The sequence below is a fragment of the Listeria cornellensis FSL F6-0969 genome (genome assembly GCF_000525855.1).
Taxonomy (GTDB): domain Bacteria; phylum Bacillota; class Bacilli; order Lactobacillales; family Listeriaceae; genus Listeria_A; species Listeria_A cornellensis.
The window spans coordinates 38,587-64,461 of record NZ_AODE01000007.1 but is presented as its reverse complement, the minus strand read 5'-3'; the positions used below and the strand labels follow the sequence as shown (position 1 = coordinate 64,461).

The 25,875-nt window shown below is 44.8% G+C and carries 22 protein-coding genes and 6 pseudogenes; 8 read left to right on the top strand and 20 right to left on the bottom strand.

Features of this window, described 5'->3' with window-relative positions; translation table 11 throughout:
- Nucleotides 1-13 precede the first annotated feature (13 nt).
- The gene (locus tag PCORN_RS02780; RefSeq protein ID WP_036077380.1) at nt 14-877 is read left to right on the top strand and encodes an alpha/beta hydrolase; all 864 of its coding nucleotides are present in this window, start codon (nt 14-16) and stop codon (nt 875-877) included.
- A 35-nt stretch (nt 878-912) separates the two neighbouring features.
- Here the strand turns inward: PCORN_RS02780 and PCORN_RS02775 are convergent, their stop codons facing one another.
- Entirely contained in the window at nt 913-2,106 is a 1,194-nt protein-coding gene (locus tag PCORN_RS02775) for an ROK family protein (protein ID WP_174391356.1), read from the bottom strand.
- Between the two features lie 184 nt (nt 2,107-2,290).
- Between PCORN_RS02775 and PCORN_RS02770 the strand changes: the two genes are divergently transcribed.
- Both PCORN_RS02770 and PCORN_RS02765 read left to right on the top strand, forming a co-directional pair.
- Complete coding sequence (locus PCORN_RS02770; protein ID WP_036077340.1) at nt 2,291-3,109, top strand: purine-nucleoside phosphorylase; 819 nt, start codon at nt 2,291-2,293, stop codon at nt 3,107-3,109.
- A gap of 58 nt (nt 3,110-3,167) precedes the next feature.
- Nucleotides 3,168-4,424 (top strand): nucleoside permease, encoded by a 1,257-nt coding sequence (locus PCORN_RS02765; protein WP_036077338.1) that lies wholly within the window; start codon nt 3,168-3,170, stop codon nt 4,422-4,424.
- Nucleotides 4,425-4,482: 58 nt separating this feature from the next.
- Here the strand turns inward: PCORN_RS02765 and PCORN_RS02760 are convergent, their stop codons facing one another.
- The gene (locus PCORN_RS02760; RefSeq protein WP_036077336.1) at nt 4,483-4,923 is read right to left on the bottom strand and encodes a universal stress protein; all 441 of its coding nucleotides are present in this window, start codon (nt 4,921-4,923) and stop codon (nt 4,483-4,485) included.
- A gap of 124 nt (nt 4,924-5,047) precedes the next feature.
- On the opposite strand from PCORN_RS02760, the pseudogene PCORN_RS02755 reads away from it, so the two are divergent.
- Both PCORN_RS02755 and PCORN_RS02750 read left to right on the top strand, forming a co-directional pair.
- A pseudogene (locus PCORN_RS02755) lies at nt 5,048-5,493 on the top strand (MarR family winged helix-turn-helix transcriptional regulator).
- 12 nt (nt 5,494-5,505) lie between these two features.
- Nucleotides 5,506-5,865 (top strand): Lin0512 family protein, encoded by a 360-nt coding sequence (locus PCORN_RS02750; protein ID WP_036077332.1) that lies wholly within the window; start codon nt 5,506-5,508, stop codon nt 5,863-5,865.
- Between the two features lie 55 nt (nt 5,866-5,920).
- Here PCORN_RS02750 and PCORN_RS02745 read toward each other — a convergent pair whose 3' ends face one another.
- The gene (locus tag PCORN_RS02745; RefSeq protein ID WP_036077329.1) at nt 5,921-7,432 is read right to left on the bottom strand and encodes an ABC transporter permease/substrate-binding protein; all 1,512 of its coding nucleotides are present in this window, start codon (nt 7,430-7,432) and stop codon (nt 5,921-5,923) included.
- Nucleotides 7,429-8,404 (bottom strand): annotated as a pseudogene (locus PCORN_RS02740) (ABC transporter ATP-binding protein). Before PCORN_RS02740 ends, PCORN_RS02745 begins: the two are co-directional and overlap by 4 nt.
- Before the next feature lie 243 nt (nt 8,405-8,647).
- On the opposite strand from PCORN_RS02740, the gene PCORN_RS02735 reads away from it, so the two are divergent.
- Entirely contained in the window at nt 8,648-9,112 is a 465-nt protein-coding gene (locus tag PCORN_RS02735; RefSeq protein ID WP_036077328.1) for a DUF1877 family protein, read from the top strand.
- Between the two features lie 273 nt (nt 9,113-9,385).
- Here PCORN_RS02735 and PCORN_RS02730 read toward each other — a convergent pair whose 3' ends face one another.
- From PCORN_RS02730 to PCORN_RS02705, 6 genes and pseudogenes are all read right to left on the bottom strand, one after another.
- Entirely contained in the window at nt 9,386-10,687 is a 1,302-nt protein-coding gene (locus PCORN_RS02730) for a pyrimidine-nucleoside phosphorylase (RefSeq protein WP_036077326.1), read from the bottom strand.
- Between the two features lie 20 nt (nt 10,688-10,707).
- Nucleotides 10,708-11,889 carry a phosphopentomutase gene (deoB, locus tag PCORN_RS02725; protein ID WP_036077324.1) on the bottom strand — a complete coding sequence of 394 codons (1,182 nt, stop codon included), beginning with the start codon at nt 11,887-11,889 and terminating at the stop codon, nt 10,708-10,710.
- A gap of 14 nt (nt 11,890-11,903) precedes the next feature.
- Nucleotides 11,904-13,085: a NupC/NupG family nucleoside CNT transporter gene (locus PCORN_RS02720; protein ID WP_036077322.1), complete on the bottom strand. Its 1,182-nt coding sequence runs from the start codon at nt 13,083-13,085 to the stop codon at nt 11,904-11,906.
- Nucleotides 13,086-13,276: 191 nt separating this feature from the next.
- A pseudogene (locus PCORN_RS02715) lies at nt 13,277-14,291 on the bottom strand (LacI family DNA-binding transcriptional regulator).
- Between the two features lie 66 nt (nt 14,292-14,357).
- Nucleotides 14,358-15,032 (bottom strand): deoxyribose-phosphate aldolase, encoded by a 675-nt coding sequence (deoC, locus tag PCORN_RS02710; protein ID WP_036077320.1) that lies wholly within the window; start codon nt 15,030-15,032, stop codon nt 14,358-14,360.
- A gap of 504 nt (nt 15,033-15,536) precedes the next feature.
- Nucleotides 15,537-16,473, bottom strand: a pseudogene (locus PCORN_RS02705) (sugar-binding transcriptional regulator).
- Nucleotides 16,474-16,735: 262 nt separating this feature from the next.
- Here PCORN_RS02705 and PCORN_RS19205 point away from each other — a divergent pair.
- Both PCORN_RS19205 and bla read left to right on the top strand, forming a co-directional pair.
- Entirely contained in the window at nt 16,736-16,960 is a 225-nt protein-coding gene (locus PCORN_RS19205; RefSeq protein WP_051999196.1) for a hypothetical protein, read from the top strand.
- Nucleotides 16,932-17,588, top strand: a complete 657-nt coding sequence (bla, locus tag PCORN_RS02700; protein WP_051999195.1) for a class A beta-lactamase — start codon at nt 16,932-16,934, stop codon at nt 17,586-17,588. The genes PCORN_RS19205 and bla overlap by 29 nt, the downstream gene beginning before the upstream one ends.
- 118 nt (nt 17,589-17,706) lie before the next feature.
- Here the strand turns inward: bla and PCORN_RS02695 are convergent.
- From PCORN_RS02695 to PCORN_RS02650, 10 genes and pseudogenes are all read right to left on the bottom strand, one after another.
- A pseudogene (locus PCORN_RS02695) lies at nt 17,707-18,940 on the bottom strand (MFS transporter).
- A gap of 138 nt (nt 18,941-19,078) precedes the next feature.
- The gene (locus PCORN_RS02690; RefSeq protein WP_036077316.1) at nt 19,079-19,537 is read right to left on the bottom strand and encodes a MarR family transcriptional regulator; all 459 of its coding nucleotides are present in this window, start codon (nt 19,535-19,537) and stop codon (nt 19,079-19,081) included.
- 74 nt (nt 19,538-19,611) lie between these two features.
- A pseudogene (locus PCORN_RS02685) lies at nt 19,612-20,422 on the bottom strand (amino acid ABC transporter ATP-binding protein).
- Nucleotides 20,419-21,129 carry an amino acid ABC transporter permease gene (locus tag PCORN_RS02680; protein ID WP_036077313.1) on the bottom strand — a complete coding sequence of 237 codons (711 nt, stop codon included), beginning with the start codon at nt 21,127-21,129 and terminating at the stop codon, nt 20,419-20,421. The pseudogene PCORN_RS02685 and the gene PCORN_RS02680 overlap by 4 nt, the downstream one beginning before the upstream one ends.
- Before the next feature lie 21 nt (nt 21,130-21,150).
- Entirely contained in the window at nt 21,151-21,855 is a 705-nt protein-coding gene (locus PCORN_RS02675; protein WP_036077311.1) for an amino acid ABC transporter permease, read from the bottom strand.
- A 21-nt stretch (nt 21,856-21,876) separates the two neighbouring features.
- Nucleotides 21,877-22,704, bottom strand: coding sequence for an amino acid ABC transporter substrate-binding protein (locus PCORN_RS02670; protein ID WP_036077309.1), 828 nt, complete (start codon nt 22,702-22,704; stop codon nt 21,877-21,879).
- 11 nt (nt 22,705-22,715) lie between these two features.
- On the bottom strand, nt 22,716-23,255 hold the full coding sequence (locus PCORN_RS02665) for a GNAT family N-acetyltransferase (RefSeq protein WP_036077307.1): 540 nt from the start codon (nt 23,253-23,255) through the stop codon (nt 22,716-22,718).
- A 12-nt stretch (nt 23,256-23,267) separates the two neighbouring features.
- Nucleotides 23,268-24,593, bottom strand: a complete 1,326-nt coding sequence (locus tag PCORN_RS02660; RefSeq protein WP_036077305.1) for an LLM class flavin-dependent oxidoreductase — start codon at nt 24,591-24,593, stop codon at nt 23,268-23,270.
- Nucleotides 24,594-24,610: 17 nt separating this feature from the next.
- Entirely contained in the window at nt 24,611-25,612 is a 1,002-nt protein-coding gene (locus PCORN_RS02655; protein ID WP_036077303.1) for an LLM class flavin-dependent oxidoreductase, read from the bottom strand.
- On the bottom strand, nt 25,588-25,872 hold the full coding sequence (locus PCORN_RS02650; protein ID WP_036077301.1) for a glutaredoxin family protein: 285 nt from the start codon (nt 25,870-25,872) through the stop codon (nt 25,588-25,590). Before PCORN_RS02650 ends, PCORN_RS02655 begins: the two co-directional genes overlap by 25 nt.
- Nucleotides 25,873-25,875 lie beyond the last annotated feature (3 nt).

Sequence of the window (25,875 nt, the reverse complement as noted above, 5' to 3'; positions counted from 1 at the left end):
AGGATTTAATCACATGAAAAAATGGATACTTGGCATTGGATTACTTCTTCTCGTTTTGGCGGGATGTAGCAATTCAAAAGCCTCAGAAAAAGAACTCGAAAATCTGCCAAATCTCTCTGGGGAAACCGCCTTAATTCTCGTTCATGGGACTGGTGGCAGCACGGGTACGTTTGACGGTTTCAGTGACACGTTTATCGATGACTATAAGCTCTCTAATGAGCGGATTAAACTTGAGATTGGAACGGATGGCAAACTCACCTATCAAGGTGTATTTACTAAAAATGCTAAACATCCCATTGTTCAAATTGGGTTTGAAGATAGTATCGATGCGACCATTGAGGAGCAAACAGATTGGCTTCGCATCGCCATGCAGGATCTCGAAAAACGTTATCACTTTGCTACATTTGATGGCGTTGGGCATTCGAATGGTGGGCTGGTCTTGTCCACTTACTCGCAAAAATATGCCAAGACAACGCCGACACTCGAGCGTTTGGTTGCGATTGGTGCGCCGTATAATGATTTAGATGCGGAGGATAATGATGGGGATTTGGCGTTTGACAATGTTCCTGTGACGACGCCTCTTTTGAAAACATATAAGGATAAGCGCGCTAAAATTGATTCCGATTTGCTCGTCCTATCCATTGCTAGCGACATTGATGATGGTAGTTTTTCTGACGATATCGTCCCGGTTCTGAGCGCTTTGGGGTCGCGCCTTATTTTTAAAGATACGGCTAAAGTTTACTTGGAAAGCTATTATAAGGGAGCTGAATATGACCACCGAACGATGTATGCGAACCCCAATATCCAGAAAAAAGTGGCCTGGTTTTTGTACACGTACAAGGATGATAAAAAAGAAGTTGAACTTGCTCATAGCTAAAAAAATGACGCTGCATCTAAGGCAGCGCCATTTTTCTATTCGTTTAAAAATTTTTCTAAAACCATTCCACCTGCGCCTTGAGCCACTATTTCATAGGACTCTTTCGCTGGATGAATGGTTGTTTTTATTTTTGGAAAGGCTTTAAGTCGTTCTTCCACGGTGCTTTTGACGTCCTCGAAAAATGTCGCTTTTGGGACCAGGGTTCCGCCACAAACAACAGTGTCGGGTTGGGTCGTCAAAATCAGGTTGGATAAAGCGATGCCATAATAGTAAGCCGCATTTTTCAGAATTTCTTGGCACATCGGATCGTTCTGTTCTAGCGCTTGAAAAATCGTGAAGTAATCGATCTCATCTGGATTTCCGACGAGATTCGCCAACATAGACTCCTTCCCCTGCTTCAAATCGTGCTGAATTTTAGCCTTAATCGCTGGTAAGGAGCTGTACGTATGAAGGCAACCGTAAGAACCGCAATAACAGCGTGAACCGTTCGTGTCAATAATCGTGTGCCCAAATGCGTTCGTCATCCCATTACTTCCTGATGTCACAACGCCTGCCACAATCTCTGCGCTACGAATTTCAATATCGCACGTCGTCAGTAAAAAGCGTTCGCTCGTCTGCCAATAATGGACGCGATATTCCGCGAGCGCCGCAAAATTCACACCACTTCCAACCATGATATAGGTCGGGATTTTAGCGGCTAAATAATGTTCAATATCACTCGGCGTCACATCGGTATTCTGGTTCACCTGATCGAATAAGTCATCGATGGAAATACCAATCCCAAGAATTTCAGCAATTTGTTTCTCATGTTCGCTCAGCAAATCCAGCAATTGTTCCACAAACATATCGAGCGTTCTATAAATGGAAGTCTTCGCACCCATTTTGATTTTCTTATGCCCAATCTCTTTCAAATTGAGGTCAGAAAGCACAATCGTCGAGTAAATATTGGTGACTTCGATGCCAATTAAATACGATTTCCCTGGATTAATACGGTATAAAACCGGTTTTCTTCCTCCTGTTGAAGCACCTAATTCACCGCTATTAATCAGATCATTTTTACTCAGTTCATCGAGCAAGCGCGCACATGTAGCTGGCTTCATCCCCGTCTCCGTAAGCAATTCTTCCACCGTGATGGACGTGTGCTTTCGTATCAAATTATATAGAATCTTCAACTTCTTAATTTTTGAATTCTGCGTTGTTCGGAACGCCCCCAACATATTGCTTCCCACGGCCACGACCTCCTCTGTATAGTAAAAATGTATCAAATACCCAACAAAAAAGCAATTCCCGACTCTTTTTATCAAAATGAAAAAAAAGTTATTTACTTTCTATTTCATCCGTGTTAAGATTATCCTGAAAGCGCTTTTACAATAACATTTTGTAAAAGCCTAATGATTTCGAGGAGGAAATAACATGCATAAAACAGAACAAATTAATGAAGCTCTTACTTATATTCAAGGATTAACAGCTGTGAAACCAACGATTGGGATTATTTTAGGATCAGGGCTTGGTCCATTTGCTGACACAATTGAGGATGCGATTCATATTCCGTACAACGATATTCCTCATTTTGCAAAGTCCGCTGCGGTTGGCCATGCAAACGAGCTTGTTATCGGTCAAATTGGTGGCAAAAATATTGTAGCGATGAAAGGTAGATTCCACTACTACGAAGGGTTCCCGCTGGATGAAGTGACTTTCCCAGTTCGTGTTATGAAAGCGCTTGGCGTGGAGAAATTGATTATTACGAATGCTTGTGGCGCGGTGAATACAGACTTTAATCCTGGTAATTTGATGTTGATCACGGACCATATTAATCTTACGGCAAATAATCCGTTGATGGGACCGAACAATCCGGAACTTGGTGTGCGTTTCTTGGACGTTTCAGAAGTGTATAGTAAGCGATTACGCGGGATTGTAAAAGACGTGGCAACGGATCAAAGCGTGACTTTGCGCGAAGGTGTTTACGCTTGGTGGACTGGTCCGACATATGAAACGCCGGCAGAAATTCGGATGATTCGTGGTTTTGGAGCGGATGCGGTTGGAATGTCAACGGTGCCAGAAGCATTGATTGCTCGCCATGCTGGTATTGAAACGGTTGGTATCTCTTGCTTGACGAACATGGCGTGTGGTATTTTGGATCAACCGCTTAGTCACGATGAAGTAATTGAGACAGCCGAACGTGTCAAAGCAACTTTCTTAAAACTCGTTGCCGAAATTATTTCTCGTTTCTAATCACGGTTTCTTTTTATCATATCGAAAATAAGTTTTTATAATTTGGAGGGAGAACATCATGGGGATTGAAACGCGTCTTCGCTTTATGTCATTTTTGCAGTACTTTATTTGGGGGAGCTGGCTGATTACGCTCGGTTCTTATATGATTAACACACTTGGTTTTTCGGGCGTTGAGGTTGGAATTGTTTATAGTTCTAAAGGAATCGCGGCTGTGATTATGCCTACCTTGATGGGGATTGTGGCGGATAAATGGATCAAAGCGAATTACTTGTACACGGCTTGTCATGTTATCTGTGCCGGGGCGCTGTTTTATGCGGCTACTGTGTCGGACCCTACCGTGATGTTCTGGGTAATGTTAGTAAACGCGATGTTCTTCATGCCTACGCTTGCCTTATCTAACACGGTTTCCTACTATTGTCTGGAGAAAGCTGGACTCGATACCGTGACGAATTTCCCACCGATTCGGGTTTTTGGAACAGTTGGTTTTATTATTGCAATGTGGACAATCAGCTTTGCGGGGCTTGAGCTTAGTAACATACAACTCTATATCGCGGCTGGCGCGTCTCTCCTACTTGCGCTTTATTCTCTAACGATGCCGACCATTCCAACGACGAACAAAAAGAAAAATCAGGGCTGGGTCAGTATGCTTGGTTTGAATGCTTTTGTCCTTTTTAAAAAGCCGAAAATGGCGGTATTCTTCCTATTTGCGATGTTGCTTGGCGCAGTTTTACAGATTACAAATACGTTTGGTAACCCGTTTTTACACGATTTCGGCTTGAATCCAGCGTTTGCGGATAGCTTGGTCGTAAAATATCCGTCGATTCTGTTGTCTGTTTCGCAAATGGCGGAAGTTGTGTTTATCTTGGCAATTCCGTTCTTCTTGAAACGTTATGGCATTAAAACAGTGATGTTGGTCAGCATGATTGCGTGGACGCTGCGCTTTGGTCTGTTTGCATTCGGCGATCCGTCTCCATTTGGTACGGTATTGCTGCTGCTTTCGATGATTGTTTACGGCTGTGCATTTGATTTCTTCAACATTTCCGGTGCTATTTTCGTAGAACAGGAAGTAAGTAAAGATATTAGAGCGAGTGCGCAAGGTTTATTTATGACGATGGTAAATGGTGTCGGTGCTTACGTTGGTGCGATTTTGAGTGGCATGGTTGTCGATTATTATACGATTGATGGCGTAAAAGATTGGCAAACCATCTGGCTTATTTTCGCGGCTTATACGCTGATTCTGGCGATCGTCTTCCAGTTTACGTTCCACTACAAACATGAACCTGAGAAAATGAAAGATTTAGAGATTACGCATTGATAAAAAAAGCATGATATCAGTAGCTCAAAATTAGGAGCCGGCTGGTATCATGCTTTTTTTACTTCTCTCGTACAACGAGTACATCACAAATCGCGTGTTGTAATACGTATGCGGAGACACTTCCCAGTACGATTTTTTCAATGCGGTTGAGGCCTGTTGCACCGCAAATCAAAACATCCGCGTCGAATTCGGCGGGAATATCACGGGCGAGTAGAGTTTTCGGATTTCCAACTTCTAGAAACGTACGTACCTGATTAATTCCAGCTTCTTCGGCTAACTTCTTATATTCGGCAAGCCTTGCGGTTGATTCTTCATGCGCTGCTTTTTCCAATCCGCCGTCATAGGAGATGTTCGGCGAGAATGATCGGGTGTCCACAATACTGGCAATCCCCAGTTCTGACTCCGTGGCTTTGGCAAGTTCTACTGCTTTCAAAAAGGCGATTTCGGCTTGTGTTGACCCATCTAAAGCTACTAAAATACGTTGATATTTATTTCCCATCATCATCCACTCCTTCTTTACGACAATACCCGTAAATAACTGTTTTTATGCATCTTTCGTGTATTCCTACTTTTCGTAATATGTGATATACTGAATCTATATTTTGTTAAAAAGGGGATACATTATGGATAAAGAGGATCGATTAAATCAGCAGATCGCTCTATTTTATTTTGCTTACAAAACGTTTGTTGAAACAGCGGATAGCTCATTGGGAAGTATGGCATTACGCGGACGCATCATCGCATTTTATTTTTTGTAGCCCATTCGCCGGGTGTTAAAATGAATGAGTTATTGCTATTACTCGAAGTTTCGAAACAGGCGCTACATCAGCCGTTGTTAGAATTGAAGGAAAAGGGATACATTGTTATGGAGCCTTCTGCCAAGGATAAGCGTGTGCGTTGCGTGTTTTTGACGGAGGCTGGGGCTGCGATTGAGGCTGAGCTTGGGGAGGCGCAGCGGCGTCAAATGGCGGCGGCTTTATCGGCAAGTGATGATCCAGAAGGTAAGGTTTGGACGCATATTTTAGAGCAGTATGCGAAGGAACGACCAGGATTAGCATTCTTTAAATAGGAGCGTGATGAGATGGAGAAAATATTGTTTATCCAAACTGGTTTTGGTGTGGATGTGCATGGCCAAGATATTACGAAAGCCGCGATTCGGGCGGTGAGAAATGCGATTTTTACGAATTCGATGCCGGGGATTGAGGATTTGTTGCCGGGTAAGGATTTGAATAATATGGTCGTTAATGTAAAATTGGCGTTGCCGATTGACGCAGAGTTGCTTGATAGCGAGGCGATTCGGGCGATTATTCCTTATGGGACGGTCACCGTGGAAACGATGCCAGGTGGAATGCTAACGACGAGCGGTATTTTTCTAGCGGACAAGGCGGATAAGAATGATTTGATGTATATTGTGAATGCATCGGTCGAAACTGGTTATTAATATAAAGGAAGGCAAGAAACGGTGAGTCATCACCAGTTCTTGCCTTCCTTTTCGCTTAGTTTAACAAACCTTCTTTTTGCAGGTAGTTCTTGGCTACTTCTTCTGCTGACTTGCCTTTGACGTTGACTTCGTAATTCATTTCACTCATTTCTTGGTCGGTAATTTTACCCGCTAATTTCTCTAGAGGTGCTTTTAATTCTGGGTATTTTTCTAATGTTGACTTGAGCATGAGTGGTGCGCCTTGATATGGTGGAAATAGTTGTTTGTCGTCTTTTAGCACTTTTAGTTTGTATTGAGCGATTTCGCTGTCTGTGGAATAGGCGTCAAGCGTGTTGATATCGCCTGATTTCAGAGCGGAATAGCGCAGTTTTGGCTCCATCGTTTTTAGGGAGTCGAATTTTAAACCGTATAGCCTTTGTAAGCCTTTATAGCCGTCGTCACGATCGGAAAATTCGAGCGTGAATCCTGCTTTGACGGCGTTTTGCACGGCTTTCAAATCGGAAATAGTTTTTAGATTGTAAGCTTTTGCAAATTCTGGGGCGACCGCGACGGCATATGTGTTGTTATATTTCATCGGTTTTAGGAATGCCATGTTCTCTTTCGCCAATCCATCGCGCGCTTGTTCATACACGGCTTCGGGATCGTGATTTTTCGCTGGTTCTTTGAGGAAGGTTTCTAAAACGGTTCCTGTGAACTCTGGATAAATATCGACGTCGCCTGATTTTAAGGCGTTGTAAACGAAACTGGTTTTGCCGAGGTTCGGTTTGACAGTGACGCTGAGGTCGGTGTCGTTTTCGATGAGTTGTTTGTACATATTGATAAGGATTTCAGGCTCTGATCCGAGTTTTCCCGCGATGACAAGTTCTTTTTGCGGACCAGTGAAATAAGGTACGATGATAATGCTCGCCGTGATAACGAGTGCACCTGTGATCGTGATAAGTGTGCGTTTGAATGTCGCTTTTTCCATGTAGCGCAGAATGACGTCAAATAGAATCGCGAGTAAGGCTGCTGGAATAGCTCCGAGTAGGATTAAGCTGTTGTCGTTGCGGTCGATTCCGAGTAGGATTAGATCCCCTAGTCCACCGGCTCCGATAAGAGCAGCGAGTGTCGCGGTTCCGATGATCAAGACCATCGCTGTGCGGATTCCAGCCATAATAACTGGCATCGCAAGCGGTAATTGGACTTTATATAATTTTTTCCATTTGTTCATTCCCATTGCTTCGGCGGCTTCCATCAAAACTGGATCAATTTCTTTAATACCAGTATATGTATTCCGCAAAATTGGCAGTAAGGCATAGATAACGAGCGCAATAATCGCTGGTACTGTGCCGATTCCGACAAGTGGAATAAGTAAACCTAGCAAGGCAAGTGATGGAATTGTTTGTAAAATAGCGGTCACTTGGATAATTGGTTCTGCCGCGCGCTTGTGGCTCGTCAAGTAGATTCCAAGCGGTACAGCGATGAATACGGCGATAAATAGCGAGACGAAGGATAATTCAATGTGTTGGACTAAAGCGGCCCAGAGAGCGTCCTGTCGTATCTGAAACGTATCGAATAATTGACTCATACGCGCTCAGCCTCCCTTTCTAGTTGCTTCGCCAGGAATTGGATGACGTGTTGTTGTGTGATGGTGCCAACTGGTTTCCCGTCTTTTTCAACGGATACAGATGCCTGATTTGCTAGTTGTTGCAGTAACACTTCTACCGCGACACGCTCCGCAAAATCGGCTACTCCGTTGATTGCTTGCGCCTCAAAATAGCCTTGTTCCACCATATCTTGTACGGTAAATTTAGATGATAATACGTGTTTGTTCACGTTGCCTGACTCCAAGAAATTCTGCACAAACTCATTCGCTGGATTTTGCAAAATTTCATTTGGTGTGTCGCATTGTACGACTTCCCCATCCTTCATAATACAAATCCGATCGCCGAGCATGAGCGCTTCTTGCATATCATGCGTGACGAACACAATGGTTTTTTTTGATTTGGCGCTGTAACACGATTATGTCTTGCTGCAATTTTTGGCGACTGATTGGGTCGAGCGCGCTGAACGGTTCATCCATTAAAATGATTTCGGGATCAGCAGCTAGAGCACGGACGACACCGACACGCTGCTGCTCTCCGCCAGAGAGCTCAGATGGCTTCCGGTTCCGATAACTTTCTGCGTCCAGACCAACGCTATTTAGCAATTCGGTAATCCGATCATGCGTTTTTTCCTTCTCCCATTGCTTCAGTTCTGGTACAATCGCGATATTTTCCTCAATCGTCATATGTGGGAAAAGCGCAATTTGTTGCAGTACGTAGCCAATATTCCAGCGCAGTTCATGAATATTATAATCACTAATTCGCTTTTCATCAATATAAATGGTGCCTGTTGTCAGCGGAATAAGACGGTTTATCATTTTCAGCGTCGTCGTTTTACCGCAACCACTCGGTCCAATCAATACGAAAAACTCGCCATCTATTATGTCCAAATCGATATTTTTGACGGCATGTTCGCCATTTTGATATTGTTTCGTTACATTTTCGAAGCGTATCATGGGTCACTTCCCTTTCCATTTCGTCATTAAAAGCATGTTTATTATGTTACCCTAATTTCCAAAACTAGAAACATTTGTTCTTAATTCTACCACTATCGACTATAAAGTTACACAGTTAAGCATTTCGTTGACAAATCAACTAAAATTGAGCATAATAAACTTTATCATAGTGAAGTAACTACCATCGCCTTCTTTATCAAGCAACAAAACCAACAAAGGACAACTTGAAAGGGGAATGACAAATTGGGATTACATGGGTACTACTATTATATTGACGAGCCAGGGATGCGAGAAATAAAAGCGGGGGATGAGTCTGTTTTCACGCTACCGATGCTTCTGTCACTAGATGAATATTGGGAGATTATTCATTATATATTTTGCGGGAAAACAAAAAATGGGAAAACTCCGTGGGGCTATATTGTTCCACTTAAAATCGAAAATGAAATTCGCGACTCCCTAGCCACCGTTTACTTCATCTACCCAGAGCAAGTACGCATGGCCAAGGATGCCTTATTTAGCATCACAGAGGAAGAATTCGTCGCGACGTATAGTTTTAAAGAATTAAAGAAAGCCGGTTTATACGGGATTAACTGGCGTACAAAGAAAGATAAGTTAGAAAAAGAATTACGAATTAACTTCCAAGCGTTGCGTACATTTTTTAATAAAGTAGCACAGAGCGATGATTGCATTATATTTTATGTTGTATAACGAAGTGCTGAAACAGCCCGTTTAGCCTCGACAGAAATTGTTAGAGGGCGCAGTAAAAGTCCTCCTTTGACTTTTGCGGAGGCCACGAAATTTCCGAGAGGCTGGCTGTTGAAGCCGGATCCGAAGGCGCCCAAGTATGACGCAGAGCAAAGAAGGTAGTTTCATTTCATTCCACTGCATATTGAGGTTCTAAAAAAGCAAACAACGCTTTTTTAGAACCTCAACAAAGCCACCGATTCAGACTCTTCAATCGGTGGCTTTTTTCTCGTCCTATTATTCCGTAATAATCGTATGAATCAACTTCGGCGCCACGGCCTTATCACTCACTCGAATATTCTCGTAAATCTTCGCCTCAACTGCCTTTACATCTTCCTTATTCGCGTAAATCGTCACAAGTGGCTCACCAGCTTCCACCTTATCTCCAACTTTCTTACGCAACATAATGCCAACTGCCAAGTCAATCTCGTCCTCTTTCGTCGCGCGTCCAGCTCCTAAAAGCATGGCAGCAATTCCAATTTCATCTGCCACAATTTCAGAAACAACACCGCTTTCCTTCGCTGGTACATCGATTTTGAATTTCGCTTGTGGCAATTTACTCGGATCATCGACAATCGAGCCGTCGCCGCCTTGGTTATTCAAGAAGTCCTTGAACTTCGCCAAAGCCTTCCCATTCGCCATCACTTCTTTCAACATCGCGCGAGCTTCATCCAAGTCCTTCGCTTTCTTAGCCAAAACAACCATTTGACTTCCTAAAATTAAAACTAATTCCGTCAAATCTTCCGGTCCTTCACCTTTTAGCGTATCAATCGCTTCTTGCACTTCCAAAGCGTTTCCAATCGCAAAACCTAGTGGCTGAGACATGTCCGAAATAACCGCCATCGTTTGGCGCCCAACATTGTTCCCAATTCGAACCATCGCATGTGCTAGATTTTCCGCATCTTTGTCTGTTTTCATGAATGCGCCAGCACCCGTTTTAACGTCCAACACGATCGCGTCTGCGCCTGCTGCGATTTTCTTACTCATAATTGAGCTCGCAATAAGCGGAATCGAATTAACCGTTCCTGTAACATCGCGTAACGCATATAATTTTTTATCAGCAGGAGTTAAGTTTCCAGATTGGCCGATAACAGCTACTTTATCGCGATTCACAAGGTCGATAAACTGTTCTTTCGTGATCTCCACGTGGAAACCTTCAATCGCTTCTAATTTATCGATTGTGCCTCCTGTGTGGCCCAACCCGCGTCCTGACATCTTCGCAACTGGCACATCAAGCGCTGCAACAAGTGGTGCCAATACAAGCGTCGTCGTGTCGCCTACACCACCTGTTGAGTGTTTATCAACCTTGATGCCTTCAATCGCTGACAAATCAATCGTTTCACCAGAATTGACCATCGCCATCGTTAAATCCGCGCGTTCCCGGTCTGTCATATCTTGAAAGAAAATCGCCATAGCCAAAGCGCTGACTTGATAATCTGGAATCTTGCCAGCCGTGTAACCATCGACTACAAATTGGATTTCTTCGGTCGTTAACTCTTTACCATCACGCTTTTTCGAAATTACGTCTACCATTCTCATATTCGTTCACCAATCCTTTTTTATTTTAAGTCGTTTAGGAAGCTTGTGCCGTATTCAGGCATTTTCACTTTAAAATTATCTGCGACAGTTGCGCCTAAATCGGAGAATGTTTTGCGCAAATCAAGTTCTTTGCCACCGTCTTTGAATTGTTTCGAATAAGCTAAAAGTGGCACGTATTCGCGTGTGTGGTCGGTGCCACGGTATGTTGGGTCGTTTCCGTGATCGGCTGTGATAAGTAGCAAATCGTCTTCTTGCATATTCGCAAACACTTCTGGAAGTCTTGCGTCAAAAGCTTCAAGCGCGTCACCATAACCGATTGGATCGCGACGATGTCCAAACAACGCATCAAAATCAACCAAGTTTAAGAAACTCATGCCGTGGAAATCTTCCGTCAACAAATCGATAAATTTATCCATGCCATCCATATTTGACTTCGTGCGAATCGATCTTGTTACGCCTTCATCATCAAAGATATCCGAAATTTTTCCGATTGCGATCGAATCTAAACCGCCATCTTTCAAGTGATCCATCACCGTTTTATCAAATGGTTTTAGCGCGTAGTCATGACGGTTGGAAGTACGTTCGAATGTTTTCGCTGTTTTACCAACAAAAGGACGGGCGATAATGCGACCTAACATGTAAGGCTCATCGCGCGTAATTTCGCGGCAATACTCACAAATACGATACAATTCTTTGAGTGGGATTAATTCTTCGTTCGCCGCGATTTGTAAAACAGAATCCGCGGACGTATAAACGATTAAAGCGCCTGTTTCCAGCTGTTCTTCACCAAGCTCTTCCATGATTTCCGTACCACTCGCCGGTTTATTTCCGATTACTTTACGACCAGAGAAGTCCTCGATTTTTTGAATCAATTCGTCTGGGAATCCGTCTGGGAACACGCGGAATGGTGTGTCGATGAATAACCCCATAATCTCCCAATGTCCCGTCATCGTGTCTTTCCCTGCGGACGTTTCTTGCATTTTTGTGAAATAGGCTTGTGGCTTGTCTGCAACTGGTACGCCTTCGATTTCGCGAATATTAGATAGACCGAGCATCGCCATATTCGGCATCTTTAGCCCTCCTTTTTCGCGGGCAATGTGTCCTAACGTATCGACGTCGAAATCGTCAAATTGTGCCGCATCTGGCGCTTCCCCAATACCTACCGAGTCCATAACTACAACGTGAATTCTTTTAAATGCCATTTTCAAAAACCTCCTTAATAGATTAAGCCAACGATTGTGGCTGTTAAGAAACTAACTAATGTGGCGCCGAATAACAGTTTCAAGCCGAATCTAGCAACAACGATACCTTGTTTGTCGTTCAAGCTTTTGACTGCCCCAGCGATAATGCCGATGGATGAAAAGTTCGCGAAAGATACTAAGAATACAGATACAATCGCGGTTGTTCTGCCTGAGAAGTTGAAATTGCCTTGTGCTAAGTCAGTCATCGCGACGAATTCATTGGATACCATTTTTGTTGCCATAATGCTCCCGGCTTTGACTGCTTCATCCCATGGAACACCGACCAGAAATGCAAATGGCGCAAAAACGTAACCGAGTAACTCTTGGAATGAAAGTCCGAAAATACCGCTGAAAATCGCATTGATCATCGCAATAATCGCAACGAATCCGATCAGCATCGCAGCAACGGTAATCGCCACTTTGAAACCGTCCATAATGTATTCGCCTAACACTTCGAAAAAGCTTTGTTTGGCTTCTTCTTTGACTTCGAGAATATCTTCTTGCTCGGTGACTTCGTATGGATTAATCATGGAAGCGATAATGAAACCGCCGAATAGGTTAAGAACTAGCGCAGTTACGACATACTCTGGCTTTAAGAGTACCATATAAGAGCCGACGATGCTCATCGAAACGGTTGACATCGCGGAAGCACAAAGCGTATATAGACGATGCTTTGGCAGTAAGCCCAGCTCTTTTTTCACGGAAATGAAGACTTCAGATTGACCAAGAATCGCGGACGCAACGGCGTTATATGATTCTAATTTCCCCATTCCGTTGACTTTACTCAGCACAAGGCCGATATATTTAATGATAAACGGTAGAATGCGCCAATGTTGCAAGATCCCAATCAATGCAGAAATAAAGACGATTGGCAATAACACGCTTAGAAAAAAGGACATTTGATCCGTGTTAACGATTCCTCCAAATACAAAATTCACACCTTCTGCAGCGTATGATAACAGTTTACCAAAACCATCTGCAATCCCGCCGATAAGCCAGTTTCCTGCGCTCGTGTTCAGTAGGATGAAACCTAAGATGAACTGTAAAACAATCATGACGATAATCGGTCTAAATTTTACCTTTCTGCGGTCGTTACTCGCAATCCAAGCGATACCTAAAACAACAATCAAACCAATAATACCAATTAGATATTTCATTATGAATCCCCCAATAATTTAAAGTATGGAACAATTATTGCTATGTTTGGTAAAACGGTTTACTAGTAATAGCGAAACCTTTTTTAGCAAGCGTTTACATTCACTTTTCAAAAAGTAAAACGTTTTACCAAAAGTAAGTATATCATCATTAACAAGAGATGGGAAATGATATCCCTCTCTCGTCTTGATTTCTATTTTGCATCAAGCCTCTTAGCGCTTTCGCGGACAATAAGTTGGAGTGGCATTTTTTTTATTCGCCATTTTTTCAGTTGGTTTTTGAATCGCTTTAAGTAAGTATTCTGCCGCAGTTTTGCCGATGTCATAGATTGGTTGGCGAATAGTTGTTAGCGTGGGCGCCATGTATTCCGCAAGCTCGATATCGTCGAAACCGATGATGGAGAGATCATCTGGAATCGTTATACCTAGTTCAAGGGCTGCCCGATAAGCGCCAACTGCCATCTGATCATTTGTCACGAATAGGGCTGTGATATCCGCGGTTTCCAGCAGTTTTTTCGATGCGATATAGCCACCCGGCATCGTTTGGTCGCCTTCCATAATCCACGTTGGCGAGCCTGATATTCCGTGTTCTTTTAGAGATGCTTGATAGCCCTGCAAACGCTCTTCCACAGAATAAAAGGAATCGTCTGACGTTATTATCCCAATATTCGTGTGCCCGAGTGAAATCAGGTGTTCCGTCGCCATGTATCCGCCTTCATAATCATCAATAAAAATATTGCCTTCCTCACGATGATGCCGTTTGCGATCGAGCAAAATATACGGTTTATGCAGTGTCTCCAACTGAGCAAACACATTTGATGCTAAAATATTCGGACTCGCGATAATCAAACCATCCACGGCCCGATGTAAAAGCTCCTCGACGTATAAATCTTCGCGGGTGCTGTCCTGCGACGAGTTACACAATAAAATCATATAATCATGCGCATTCAAATAATCCTCTGCGCCCTTCACCATCTGCGAAAAAAATGGGTCCGTTACTTCCGGTACAATCATGCCAATCGTATTCGTCCGATTCGTCACCATATTTTTCGCAAAAAAGTTCGGTTTATAGGCTAAATCTTTTGCGGTTTGAAACACTTTATTACGCGTTGTTTCACTAAAACGACTTCCTTTACCGTTTAGGATTTGGGAAATAGTCGTAATGGAAACACCCGTTTTTTCTGCAATATCTCGAATCGTTACACCCAATGTGGCTCGCCTCTTTTCACAGGAAAAATTACTTCTCCTCCATCATGCCACATTTCAGTGATTTTGTTAATAGTTATCTTTTGGATTTGCGTCATTTCCTGAAACAATCGACACGCCCGCGCTTGCTCCGATACGAGTTGCACCTGCTTCGATCATTTTATCCACATCTTCTTTTGTACGAATGCCGCCAGATGCTTTCACGCCGATATCAGGACCAACTGTTTTGCGCATTAACGCGATATCTTCGGCTGTAGCGCCACCTGTTGAAAAGCCTGTTGACGTTTTAACGAAATCAGTTCCTGCCGCTACCGCTAAACGGCATGCGCGTTCCTTTTCTTCGTCTGATAATAAGCACGTTTCGATGATGACTTTGACTAGTGCTTTGCCTTTTGCTGCGTCCACAACGGCTTTAATATCAGATTCCACCAATGCGTCGTTTTTATCTTTTAGGGCACCGATATTGATGACCATATCAACTTCTGTCGCGCCTTTTTGGATAGCGTCTGCCGCTTCGAAAGCTTTAGTAACGCTTGTGTTAGCGCCAAGTGGAAAGCCGATAACCGTACATACGTCCACGCCTGTTCCTGCTAATTGTTCGTGTGCTAGCTCAATCCAAGTTGGGTTCACACAAACAGATGCAAAATTGAATTGTTTCGCTTCTGCCGTTAGTTTTAGAATCATTTCCTTCGTTGTTTCTGGTTTTAAAGCTGTGTGGTCGATCATTTTGGCGATATTCGTCATGATTAATCTCCTCGCTTTTCTCTTATTTGTCTTCATCATAATACATCTATGAACATTTGTAAAGTTATATATGAAATTATGTTCAAAATGATAATTAGGCGATTTTTTCTTTGCGTAACATGGTATACTAGATGGGCAAACAAGTTTATGATGTGGTTTGGTAGCCTTCTTTTTATGAAAGTAGGTGATGCCGATGTTATTCGTGGTTTCTCCTAGAAAGGATTAATTATGACTGTGTTTGAGTCATTAACGCTTATGGTCGCCTTCGCGGGGCTTGTCGTTATGATAATGAACAGTAAAAATGACAGAGATAAGTAAAAACCACTCATAAGCTCTAGACAGCTGAGTGGTTTCGAAAAGAACTATGAAGGCTGGCACCATCTTAAACGGTGTTTTATGTTTGTGTGGAGGGCTATGTTGACGCATAGCCTTCTTTCTATTACATACTACCATAATTAGAAGCAAAAAAAACAGAGTTCAGCCATATATCTAGCTAAAAAGCTACTATCGAACTAATTCTTTCGCTGTGTACTGGTCGGTGATGAGGACGTTCGCGTATTCGCCTTGGAGTGCGCCGTGAATCGCGGCAACTTTCCTTGCTCCACCTGCAATTAGAATGGAGCGCTCTTTTTGCTTAAGTGATTCGAGTTCGATACCAATTGTGCGAGCATCGATTTCGGCACTACATATTTGGCCGTCTTTATCGTAAAAACGGGAACATATATCTCCAACACCAATCGTTTTCAGCAACTTTTTCTCGGCTTCGTTGAAATAGCCAAGTCGGAAAAGTAGTGCCTCATCGCGGACAGTTCCTACGGTGAACACGGCGATATTCGCTTGCTTTCCCATTTCGATGATGTGGTGAATATGACGGTCTTGCTCCACCATCTCCTTGACGGTCGCGTTGTCAAAAATAACTGGAAGCGGTAAGTGGCGTGGCATTGTTTGAAAATTTTCGGCGAAGAGAGAAATCGTTTCGGACGCGTAGGTGTTGACATTAGAATGGCTAATTCCGCCTTTTAATTGAATAACTTCGACGCCACGCACGTCTTGTGGCCGGATTTTTTTTCGCGACTTCGTACATCGTTGTTCCCCAGCTAACGCCTAGGATGTCGCCATTTTTGACGTTTTCTTCGAGGTATTCGGCTCCCTTTTTGCTGAGGAAATCGGTGATGGTTGTGTATTCGGTAGTCGGTGAAAAGACGACATGTGCTTCTTTCAAGTTATACTTTTCTTGGAGTGCCGTTTCCAGCGCGTCCAAATCAGCGAACGGATCGGTGACTTTAATCTCGACGTAACCACTTTCTTTGGCAAATTGCAAAAGTCGAGATACAGTTGGGCGCGAGATGCCGAGTTGGCTGGCGATTTCTTGTTGACTGTAGTCGGATTGGTAATAAAGTCGTGCTACTTCAATGCTTAGCTGCTGTTTTTGTTTATCCATTAGGCTCCTCCTTTCATCGAAACTATGTATGTTGCACAGTATACAAATTTTAAAATGAAATGTCCACTTCTATTATACCAGTTAAAAGATGTTAGCAAGATAACAGAATGCAAAAATAGAATGATTTACGACGCATTTTCTAACATTTATGCAAAATGAACCATCAAAACTTAATATTTTCTTTCTGTTTTCTGCAGTCCCGCTTTAACTTTGTGCCATAAACTAGAGCATGTAACACAAACTAAAGATAGGAGATGAAAACATGCGTATGAGAAAAATTTTGTTAGGTTTAACGGTCAGTTTGGCAGTGGCGGGGTTGGTAGCGTGTGGTACGCCAGATAAAGATGTGGCGGCCACTAAAAAAGAAGAAACGAAGCAGGAAACGGAAAATGCACAAGTCAAAGCAGCTCTCGAAAAATTGGAAAAAAAAGTATGGAGCGACATTAGGTGTTTACGGTATGGACATGGGAGGCAAGCAAACCATTAATTTTAATGCAGAGGAACGATTTGCTTATGCCTCCACTTTCAAAGCGATTGCTGGCGGGATATTACTGAAAAATTTGACAGATGAACAGCTGAATAAACGGTTTACTTTTTCAAAAGAGGATTTAGTGGATCATTCGCCGATTACGGAAAAACATGTGGCTAGCGGGATGACGATGAAGGAGCTTATTAACGCGTCGATGACTTACAGTGATAATACGGCGGCGAATCTGACGCTTCAACAGCTTGGTGGACCTAAAGGCTTTGAGAAAGAGCTCTTGAAAATCGGTGATAAGACGATGAAACCTGTTCGCTATGAGCCTGAACTAAATGATGCTGTGCCTGGTGATATACGTGATACGACGACTCCGGAAGCGATGGCTAAGACGCTCGCCTACCTACTAACCAATGGGAATCTGCCGGCTGATAGATTGGCTTATTTTAAGCAGACGTTGATTGCGAATACGACTGGTGGTACATTGATTCGTGCTGGTGTTCCGAATGGTTATGTTGTTGGTGACAGAACTGGCGCTGGTTCTTACGGCACTCGGAATGCTATCGCGATGATTTATCCTAAAAACAAGGACGCGAAACCGCTCGTATGGGTTATTTTTTCTAAAAAAAACTGGTAAAGATGATGAATATAACGATCAATTGATAGCGGATGCGGCCAAAGTACTTAGTGATTATTATTCTCTATAGCAAAAAGGGTGAACAGAAATCTACAACTGGATTTCTGTTCACCCTTTTTTAGTGTGCGCTAACTTGTTTGGCTTTATATAAAACGATAATTGCTGCGGCGAGTAGGATAACGCCCATCACGGCTGGTGCGGCATGTCCGAGTGATACATAGATGGCGCCTCCAAGTATTGGACCGATGATTCGCGCTAATGATTGGATGGATTGGCTACCACCTTGAATCCGTCCTTGTTCGCTGGCATCGACCGATTTGGATAGCATACCGTTGAATGATGGTCCGAAGATGGAATCGCCAAAACCGAATACAAAGAAACCGATGATGAAAAGTGGTACAGACGCGACGATGGTTGATGTTGCGATGAAGGCATAACCGGCGAGTTCTGCGATCATTCCAAGTATCGCGATTTGCTTGTCGCTGAGCTTTTTCAAAAGTTGGGGCATGATGAAGGCTTGTGAAATGATGTCTTGGAATCCCATGATGGAAAATACGAGTCCGATAAGTGCTGGTTTCCAGTTGAATGTATCGATGGTGAATTGGGACATGATGGCTTGTAGTGAACCGCTCGGTATCCAAAGTAGGAATGCCGCGATGAGTAGTCGGTTTAAATTTTTGATGGACAGGATGTTGAAAAGTTGGATAAATGGATTGAGTCGCGCTGCTGTGATTTTTTGGAGTCTATTTTTTTTCGTTGAGGCTTTCTGGCATGAAAAAGTAGCCGTAAATCATGTTGAGCAGTGCGATGATGGCGCCGAAATAAAGTGGTGCGGTGTAGCCGAAGTTGGTTGCGAGTAGCCCGCCGATTGTTGGACCCATAATCGAACCAGCGCCGGCCATCGCGCTTACCCAGCCGAAATATTTGGTGCGTTGTTCTGGCGGCGTGATGTCGGCAAAGTAGGCGAAGATGGTGCTGATGCTACCGCCTGTGATGCCCTCGATAATGCGTCCGGCGAATAGGACCCATAGCGCGCCGCCGATCCCGAAAACGAAGAATCCCATTGCGGCTCCTAGTAGGCTCACGATGAGTATGGGACGCCGCCCGTATCTGTCGCTAAGAGCTCCGAGCACGGGTGCTGAGAAGAACATGCAGACAGCGTACACCGACATGAGCAGAGTCACGACCATCGCTTGGTCTCCTGGATTCGTTATATATGGCTGTACTAAAAACGGAATGACTGGTGTAATAATGCTGAAACCTATTCCGATAAGAAATACAGAGATTAGGCCGAATACTAAGGCGTGTTTATTGACGATTGGTTGATTGTTGTGTGATTTGATTTGTGACATGGGTTTCGCTCCTTATGTGTCGTTATTTTGTTTCTCCGTCAACAATAACCTATTTTTGTTTCCTTGTCAACAAATTATTTTTAAAAATAAAAAAAGCTCTGACTCCAAATGAGGGTTGAGCTGTTTCATATTGTATCATCAGGATTCTGTTTTTCGTATTTCGGCATCCAAATGGTTACTGTATTTTTTTAGGAAGTTTAGTGTAGCATGGAATTGTTCCTCCGTTATTTGTTCAAAAATGGCTTTATCTCGCTCCTGAAACTCTTTGTGTAGCGTTTCGTGGATATCAAAAACTTCTTGTCCTTTTGGGGTGAGGCGGAAATAGATTTCTTTCTTGTTTTCTGCTTTTTGGTAGCTTTCGATGAGGTCTTTTTCCATTAGTTTTTTCGTCAATTTGCTGATGGCGCCTCGGGTCATGTAAAAGGCTTCCGCGAGCTTGGTTACGTTGGGGTCAGCCATTTTTCCGATGTATTCGACGCCGTGGACTTCGGACGATTTGTAGCCCTTAAGACTAACTTCCATTTTTGACTTGTTCAGCGAGGCCATTTTGTTAAATACATCTCTGACGCCCGACATGATTTCGTCTTCCTTGTTCATGACTTGCCCTCCTACCTGCTTCGTATGTTAAGGACAATTATAGCTCTTTTTTGTTTCTTTTTCAACAATAAATTTTAGAACGCAGTCGGCTTGGAAGGAGTCGCAATCCAAGCTTCTTTTAGTGGTACGATTACTTGTGGCACAGTCACATCGCCGGATATCCGTTTCAGGAATTGGCGGGTTCGTTCTTGTTTTGGTGCACCGAATAGTTCGGCTGGGCTTCCTTCTTCTACCACGATGCCGTCCGCCATGAACAGGACATGATCGGAAACTTCTTTCGCGAATTGCATCTCGTGCGTCACCACAACCATGGTCATGCCTTCTTCCGCGATCGCTTTTATCACCGCCAAAACTTCACCGACGAGCTCTGGATCGAGCGCGGAGGTTGGTTCGTCAAACAGGATAACTTCTGGATTTAAGACGAGTGCGCGCGCAATGCCGACGCGTTGTTGTTGTCCCCCTGAAAGCTGACTGGGGAAAAAATCGAGTTTATCGCCGAGTCCGACTTTTGCGAGGATGGCTTCACTGCGCGCGCGGGCTTCGGCTTTTTTCACTTTTTTGGGCGATAATGAGGCCTTCCATTACGTTTTGAATCACGGTTTTATGCGCAAATAGGTTGTAATGTTGGAACACCATCGCGGTTTGTTTGCGTAGAGCAATGATGTCTTTTTTCGTCGCTTTCTCCGTCGCCACAGTCACATTGCCAATTTCGATTAGGCCGCCGTTTGGTTTTTCTAAGTAATTGAGGCAGCGCAGGAGCGTCGTTTTTCCAGAGCCGCTGGGACCTAGAATCGTGATCACCTCGCCTTTATTGATCGTTAAATCGATGCCTTTAAGTACCTCTTGGTCGCCGAATTTCTTTTTAATTCCTTGTAAGCGAATCATCCAATCCCTCCTCGATTATAGGCCGTGGCTTTGCGGTCGACAAGTGACGCAACCAGTTCGATGATGATTGTAACACCCCAGTATAGCAGGCCCGCCGCGATGAATGCCTCGAGAAACTTGAGGTTGCTTGAGGCTACGATCTGCGCGGTTCCCGTGATTTCTTTGACGGAGACGAGGAAAGCGATAGACGATGCCTGCAAAAAGCCAACCACGATATTCGTCAAATTGGGAATCGACTGCGCGAGTGCTTGCGGTAAAATGATGCGCGTCATCACTTGGAATTTGGTCATCCCGACCGAATAGCCCGCCTCGATTTGGCCGCTTGGTACGGCAACAATGCCTGAGCGAATAATCTCGGAAAGGTAAGCCCCAGCACTAAGCGACAACGCGATAAGTACAAAAATCGTGATTGGTACGCCGTTGATGTTAAATGACCAGTCGTAGCGCTTCGCCAGACTATCGAGCAAGAGCGGTAAGCCGAAATAAATCAGCATGATGTGCATCACGATTGGCGTTCCGCGAACAAAAGATACGTAGCCATTCGCCACATGATAGACGCCCTTAACGCGATAAATCCGTGCTAACGCGACGCCAAGTCCGATTAAAAAACCAACAATAAGGGGTACAAATGTAAGCATTAAGGTAAGCGGGAGAGCCGTCAAAATTTCTTTAAAAGCCTCCCAAATAAACGGATAATCGAGTTGCATCGTGTATTTCGCCTCCTTTTCTTAGTCTAGAACCATGATCGGTGCTTTATGACGGTTTGCACGTTTTTCAAATACTTTTGCAGCTTGCTCTAAGATTAAAACAACCGCATAATAAATGATCGACATCGCGATATAGACTTCCAGCGCGTGAGCCGTCGCCGCAATCAGCGCTTCGCCGCGCCCCATCATGTCCATCAGCCCAATCGTGAACGCGAGCGACGTATCTTTCAGCGAGCTAATCACCGAATTCGCGACATTAGGAAACGCGATACTCGCACTCTGCGGCAACACAATTCGGAAAAAGCTCTGCATCGGGCTCATACCAACAGACATCGCGGCTTCCGTTTGCCCGTAATCCACGCCCTTGATCGCGCTTCGAAAAATCTCCGAGAAAATCGCCCCATCACGCAGCGCGTACGTCACAATCACGAAATACGCCGGCGCCATCCGCGAAATATCGACGCCAATCACGAGCAATAACGCCGGTAACCCATAAAACACCAAGAACAACTGAATCAACATCGGCGTCCCGCGAATAAAGGAAAGAAATACGATCACCAACTGACTCAAAACTGGCACTCGAAACAACCGAATCACCGCCAAAATCAGGCCTAAAACAAGCCCAATCACCGTCGCATAAAACAAAACCTGCAACGTTATCATCAAATATTCCAGCAACGTCGGAATAAAATCAAAAATCAAATGCCAATCAAACGCCTTCCCCATTCGCGTTCCACCCCTTATTCGTTAAAAATCAACCGAGTAATCAGCACCAAGCCATTTTTTACTCAATTTACTAACTACGCCTTCTTCTTTCAATTCCGCAAGCGCACCATCCAAATCATCCGACAACTGCGACTCATTTTTGCGTAACAAGAAGAAAACCTTCGAATTCAGCACAGGATCTCCGACTACTTTTTGTTGCGCGTCTGCCTGTTCATTCAGCAATTTCACCGCAAAAGGAGTCGTAATCGTAGCGTCCGCGCGACCCGTTCTAATTTGATTTGTCGCGTCATTATTTCCCGTTCCCGAATACACGATATTAATTTTATCCCCGTGTTCCTTGTTATATTTCTCCAAATACACCGCCGAATTACTCGTCGCACTCACGATCGCCGTCTTCCCAGCGAGATCCGCAACCGACTTAATAGCCGTATTCTTCTCGTTCACCGCCACCTGCAACGGGAAAACATTATATGGCTCCTTATTAAATAAAAACTTCTCCTTACGCTCATCGTTCACTTCCATTTGATGCGCCACAAAGTCGATTTTATTCGTTTGCAAACTCAGTAATAAATTCGAAAAGTCCATCGTTTTAAACTCAAACTTGTACTGCGGTAACTTCTTATCCAGCGCACGCACAAGCTCCACATCATACCCCGTCAAATTCCCCTTATCATCAATAAAGCAGATATTCGGAAATTGCGTTCCAGTCCCAACCACAACCGTTTGAACATCCTTACCATCTTTTGTAAGCGCATCACTCGACGCCCCCGTATCCGTTCCAAGCCCGCAACCCGCGAGCAGAACACCACTTGCCACAACTAACAACGCACCAAAAATCCATTTTTTCATAAAATCTCCCCTTATTTCGAATTTACTAGCACGTCCACATTTCCAAGTTCCGCAAACAACGACTCATCCAAAACCTTCCGCAAGAAAATAATAGTATCCCCTTCATATTCATGCTCATAAAACCCAACGTACCCGCGATGTTCATAAATCGAAACAAGCCAAGGATGCCGCGTCGCCGTCGCCAAGTAAACCGCCGGAGCCTTAATCTGCGCCACTAAAACCTGCTCCTCCACATAATCGAGGAGCGCCGTCCCTACACCTTGCCGCTTGAAATCCGGATCCACCGCAAACCACCAAATAAATGGATACGGCTGAATCGAGCGCTCCCCTAAAGCCCACGGAAAAGCCACCGTCACCGTCGCAATAATCCGCCCATCACGCTCCAACACATAATTCGCGTTACGCCGAATATTCTCCTCCACCGTCGCCAAATCCGCCGTTGCCCCAACAAATTTGATATCCATATCCTTCAGCGGCTTGTACCCACGAATCGAGACATCATGCACGACCACCGCATCCTCCAATGTAGCCAACCGAATAACATCCCCCACAAAAATTCCTCCTTAGTTTTGCGCCTCAACCTTGCTCGCGTAACGACTTTCCTTGAATGGCAGATCCAAATTCCCACGCAGCGTGTCGCTCGTATATTCCCGATCATAATACCCCCGCGCCTCCAAAATCGGAATCACTTTTTCAATAAAATCATCCAAGCCCTCACCCAAAACTGGCGCTCCGAAAATAAATCCATCCGCAGCCCCACCATCAAACCAAGCGATCAGCTCATCGGCGATTTTCTCCGGCGTGCTCACAAAATCCGATTTTGGCGTCGTCACCCGCAGCGCCACCTCACGCAACGTCAAATTCTCACGCTTCGCATCCGCCTTAATTTTCTGCGTCGTCGCCCGAAAACTATTCTCACCAACCGTCCCAATATCAGGAAACGGCTCATCTAGCGGAAACTTCCCGAAATCAAAATGATCAAAAAAGCGACCAAGATACGCGAGCGCCTCCGCGTCTGAAACCAAATTCTTAATCTGCTCATACTTCGCGTCCGCATCCTCCTGCGTCACCCCAACAATCGGCGCAAACCCAGGGAAAATCTTAATCTCATCCGCGTTCCGACCATTCGCCACCGTCCGCGCCTTCACATCCACATAAAACGCCTGCGCCTCCTCAAGTGAACCACCGTTAGTAAACACCGCATCGGCCTCTTTTGCCGCCAAATCCTTCCCCGGCTCCGACGCCCCCGCCTGAAATATTACCGGTTGTCCCTGTTTCGAACGACCAATATTCAGCGGTCCCTCCACCGAGAAAAATCGTCCCTTATAATTCAACCGATGCAACTTCTCCCGATCAAAAAACTGCCCCGACTCGCGGTCCCGCACAAACGCATCATCCTCCCACGAATCCCAAAGCCCCTTCACGACCTCCAAATGCTCCGTCGCAATCTCATAACGCAGCGCATGTTCCGGATGCGTTTTCTTACTATAATTATTCGCCGAACCCTCAAGAGGAGACGTCACCGCATTCCACCCAGCCCGACCATGACTAATCAAATCCAGCGACCCGAACTGCCGCGCCACCGTATACGGCTCACTATAAGACGTCGAAAGCGTTCCAACCAAGCCAATCCGCGACGTCACCGCAGCCAATCCCGAAAGCACCGTCAAAGGCTCAAAGCGATTCAAAAAATGCGGAATCGATTTTTCATTAATAAATAATCCATCCGCCACAAAAGCAAGCGTAAAACCCGCCGCCTCCGCCTTCAAAGCTTGTTCCTTATAGAACTCAAAATTCACACTCGCATCCGCCGGCACACTCGCATGTTTCCAAGCATTCATATGCCCACCAGGCCCATGCAACATCACGCCAAATTTAATTTTTCCCATCCATCATTTCCCCCTTCTCATCTCACATCCACCGTTAAAATCGCCTCACTAATCAACTGCACTGACCGGAACCTCGCGTCCTGTCTCGCAACCGGTGTATGAATCACGAACTCATCCACATCAAACGTCGCCCGCAACCGTACCAATTCCACCTTCACCTGCTGCGGCGTCCCAACAATAATATCCGCGACACGCTCCTCAATCTCGAAATCCGTCACACCAGCCTGTCTCGCAAATTCCTCCGCCTGTTCTACCGTCTGCAAAGTCACCGAAACACCCGTTGAAAGCGTCACCCGCACTACTTTTTGCTCACCCGCGAGCGCCCGTGCTTCCTCCTCCGTATCCGCCGCCAAAACCGGAACCGCAATAATCAACGAACCATCCGGATTCGCCGCCCGAAACACTGTCACCGCCTCCTTAAGCGCCACCTCATCACTATTAATAAATTTCGCAAAACAATAATTCACACCTTGCACACCCGCCAATTCCGCACTTGCCACACTCGCACCTAGCAAGAAAATCTCCGGTTTCGTCGGTGGCGCCGGGTCAACACCAACACCCGCCAACACGTGATCCGCAGGCACATCATCATCCACGAACTGCTTCAAAAGCACCAACTGCTCCTCAAAATCCGTTTTTTCCGACCGTCCAAATTGCAAAGCCTTCGTCGATAACGGCAAACCACCAGGCGCCTTCCCAACACCCAAATCCACTCGATTCGGCGCTAACGTGGCTAACAAATTAAAGTTCTCCGCGACCTTATACGCACTATAATGCTGCAACATCACGCCACCCGAACCAACCCGAATCCTTGACGTTCTCGCCAACAAATGCGACACCAAAACCTCCGGCGAAACACCAGCAAGCAATTTCGTATCATGATGCTCCGACACCCAAAACCTGTGATATCCCCATTCCTCGGCCTTCTCCGCAAGCGCAATCGTCTGTTGCAACGCCTGATAAGCACTTTTCCCATCCGCAATCGGGCTCTGATCTAATAAACTGAGTCTAAATCCCATTTCTCCGCCTCCCTCAAAGCCGTCTCAAGCGCTGGCAAACCGAGTTCCGTCACGCCCCGATATGTATGCCCCCGACCAATTTCGACCACTGGAACATAACGCACCCCGTATTTCGCCTGCAAAATATCCCGCTGCTCATCATGATCCGTCACATCCACCACCTGAAATTCGCGCCCCTCCTTCGTCAAAAAATCCTTAACCTCCGCACAATACGCACAACCCTGTTTCGCCCAAACTACAATCGCTAAATTTTCCGCCATCTC

What these genes read in the sequence shown, in the direction of transcription:
- PCORN_RS02765 (WP_036077338.1), top strand. Translation starts at nt 3,168, where the DNA reads ATGGGGATTGAAACGCGTCTTCGCTTTATGTCATTTTTGCAGTACTTT.
- PCORN_RS02690 (WP_036077316.1), bottom strand. Translation starts at nt 19,537, where the DNA reads ATGAACAAGGAAGACGAAATCATGTCGGGCGTCAGAGATGTATTTAAC.
- deoB (WP_036077324.1), bottom strand. Translation starts at nt 11,889, where the DNA reads ATGGCATTTAAAAGAATTCACGTTGTAGTTATGGACTCGGTAGGTATT.
- PCORN_RS19205 (WP_051999196.1), top strand. Translation starts at nt 16,736, where the DNA reads ATGCGTATGAGAAAAATTTTGTTAGGTTTAACGGTCAGTTTGGCAGTG.
- PCORN_RS02675 (WP_036077311.1), bottom strand. Translation starts at nt 21,855, where the DNA reads ATGGGGAAGGCGTTTGATTGGCATTTGATTTTTGATTTTATTCCGACG.
- PCORN_RS02745 (WP_036077329.1), bottom strand. Translation starts at nt 7,432, where the DNA reads ATGAGTCAATTATTCGATACGTTTCAGATACGACAGGACGCTCTCTGG.
- PCORN_RS02750 (WP_036077332.1), top strand. Translation starts at nt 5,506, where the DNA reads ATGGAGAAAATATTGTTTATCCAAACTGGTTTTGGTGTGGATGTGCAT.
- PCORN_RS02650 (WP_036077301.1), bottom strand. Translation starts at nt 25,872, where the DNA reads ATGGCGGAAAATTTAGCGATTGTAGTTTGGGCGAAACAGGGTTGTGCG.
- PCORN_RS02760 (WP_036077336.1), bottom strand. Translation starts at nt 4,923, where the DNA reads ATGGGAAATAAATATCAACGTATTTTAGTAGCTTTAGATGGGTCAACA.
- bla (WP_051999195.1), top strand. Translation starts at nt 16,932, where the DNA reads ATGGACATGGGAGGCAAGCAAACCATTAATTTTAATGCAGAGGAACGA.
- PCORN_RS02780 (WP_036077380.1), top strand. Translation starts at nt 14, where the DNA reads ATGAAAAAATGGATACTTGGCATTGGATTACTTCTTCTCGTTTTGGCG.
- PCORN_RS02770 (WP_036077340.1), top strand. Translation starts at nt 2,291, where the DNA reads ATGCATAAAACAGAACAAATTAATGAAGCTCTTACTTATATTCAAGGA.
- PCORN_RS02730 (WP_036077326.1), bottom strand. Translation starts at nt 10,687, where the DNA reads ATGAGAATGGTAGACGTAATTTCGAAAAAGCGTGATGGTAAAGAGTTA.
- PCORN_RS02720 (WP_036077322.1), bottom strand. Translation starts at nt 13,085, where the DNA reads ATGAAATATCTAATTGGTATTATTGGTTTGATTGTTGTTTTAGGTATC.
- PCORN_RS02655 (WP_036077303.1), bottom strand. Translation starts at nt 25,612, where the DNA reads ATGGGATTTAGACTCAGTTTATTAGATCAGAGCCCGATTGCGGATGGG.
- deoC (WP_036077320.1), bottom strand. Translation starts at nt 15,032, where the DNA reads ATGACGAATATCGCCAAAATGATCGACCACACAGCTTTAAAACCAGAA.
- PCORN_RS02680 (WP_036077313.1), bottom strand. Translation starts at nt 21,129, where the DNA reads ATGCAACTCGATTATCCGTTTATTTGGGAGGCTTTTAAAGAAATTTTG.
- PCORN_RS02660 (WP_036077305.1), bottom strand. Translation starts at nt 24,593, where the DNA reads ATGGGAAAAATTAAATTTGGCGTGATGTTGCATGGGCCTGGTGGGCAT.
- PCORN_RS02670 (WP_036077309.1), bottom strand. Translation starts at nt 22,704, where the DNA reads ATGAAAAAATGGATTTTTGGTGCGTTGTTAGTTGTGGCAAGTGGTGTT.